Raw genomic sequence first — 1517 nt, forward strand, 5'->3', positions numbered from 1 at the left:
CCCGCCGGGCAGGCGGCCGTCGCCGCCGCCAAGGCGGACGGGCGCTGGGAGGCCGCCTATTCGGGCGCGGCGACGGCGGAGGTCCCGGATGACCTCGCCGCCGCCATCGCGGCGGACCCGCGGGCGCAGGCGATGTTCGAGGTCCTGACGTCCGTGAACCGGTATGCGCTGATCTACCGCACCAACTCGGTCAAGCAGGCCTCCACCCGGGAGAGGAAGATCGCCGGGTTCGTGGAGATGCTGGCCAGGTTCGACACGCCGTACCCGCAGACCAGGCGGCCCCCGGAACCGTAGCGCCCGCCCCCGCCGCGCATCCCAGAGAATTCCCAGCGGCCTTGCTGGCTGCAGGGAGTTGCCTCTGGCAGGATTGGGCGAATGCTCCTTGCCCAGCGTGCCCCGCGACCCCCTGCCCGCCTGCCGCTGCCGTCCCAACAACGGCTCTTCTTCGTGGCAGCGGGCCTGTTAATTGCGGGTGAGACGATCTTCTGGACCGTGCTCGCCGCCGTGCAGTCGAACAGCGGCGTGGCTGACCTGGACGGGCCCGTGCACGACGGAATCGTGGCGTCCCGGACCCCCTTGGCCACCGCCATCCTGGCGGCCGTGACCACGGTGACGTCGCCGCTGTGGATGACGGTGATCGGCTGCGCCGTGGCACTGGCCTGGGCGGTCTTCAAGCGTGAAGTCTGGCGTCCAGCCCTGCTGGTCGGCGCTATGGCGGCCACCTTCGCGGTGTCCACGGAGGCGGCGGGGCGGATGGCCCCCGCCGGGCAGGCGGCCGTCGCCGCCGCCAAGGCGGACGGGCGCTGGGAGGCCGCCTATTCGGGCGCGGCGACGGCGGAGGTCCCGGATGACCTCGCCGCCGCCATCGCGGCGGACCCGCGGGCGCAGGCGATGTTCGAGGTCCTGACGTCCGTGAACCGGTATGCGCTGATCTACCGCACCAACTCGGTCAAGCAGGCCTCCACCCGGGAGAGGAAGATCGCCGGGTTCGTGGAGATGCTGGCCAGGTTCGACACGCCGTACCCGCAGACCAGGCGGCCCCCGGAACCGTAGCGCCCGCCCCCGCCGCGCATCCCAGAGAATTCCCAGCGGCCTTGCTGGCTGCAGGGAGTTGCCTCTGGCAGGATTGGGCGAATGCTCCTTGCCCAGCGTGCCCCGCGACCCCCTGCCCGCCTGCCGCTGCCGTCCCAACAACGGCTCTTCTTCGTGGCAGCGGGCCTGTTAATTGCGGGTGAGACGATCTTCTGGACCGTGCTCGCCGCCGTGCAGTCGAACAGCGGCGTGGCTGACCTGGACGGGCCCGTGCACGACGGAATCGTGGCGTCCCGGACCCCCTTGGCCACCGCCATCCTGGCGGCCGTGACCACGGTGACGTCGCCGCTGTGGATGACGGTGATCGGCTGCGCCGTGGCACTGGCCTGGGCGGTCTTCAAGCGTGAAGTCTGGCGTCCAGCCCTGCTGGTCGGCGCTATGGCGGCCACCTTCGCGGTGTCCACGCTGGTGAAGCACGACGTCGG

General features: G+C 71.3%; 2 protein-coding genes and 1 pseudogene. All 3 read left to right on the forward strand.

All coding sequences use genetic code 11. The annotated features are described in order from the left end of the window. On the forward strand, positions 1-294 hold a 294-nt coding region (locus tag Y706_RS0120550; protein ID WP_028278065.1), incomplete at its 5' end, for a YdeI/OmpD-associated family protein. An 81-nt stretch (positions 295-375) separates the two neighbouring features. Next, the gene (locus tag Y706_RS30490) at positions 376-1053 is read left to right on the forward strand and encodes a YdeI/OmpD-associated family protein (RefSeq protein WP_084476299.1); all 678 of its coding nucleotides are present in this window, start codon (positions 376-378) and stop codon (positions 1051-1053) included. Positions 1054-1134: 81 nt separating this feature from the next. Continuing rightward, positions 1135-1517 (forward strand): annotated as a pseudogene (locus Y706_RS29480) (PAP2 family protein); the annotation flags it as partial.

The organism is Arthrobacter sp. I3 (assembly GCF_000520575.1).
GTDB lineage: Bacteria > Actinomycetota > Actinomycetes > Actinomycetales > Micrococcaceae > Arthrobacter > Arthrobacter humicola_A.

What these genes read in the sequence shown, in the direction of transcription:
- Y706_RS30490 (WP_084476299.1), top strand. Translation starts at nt 376, where the DNA reads ATGCTCCTTGCCCAGCGTGCCCCGCGACCCCCTGCCCGCCTGCCGCTG.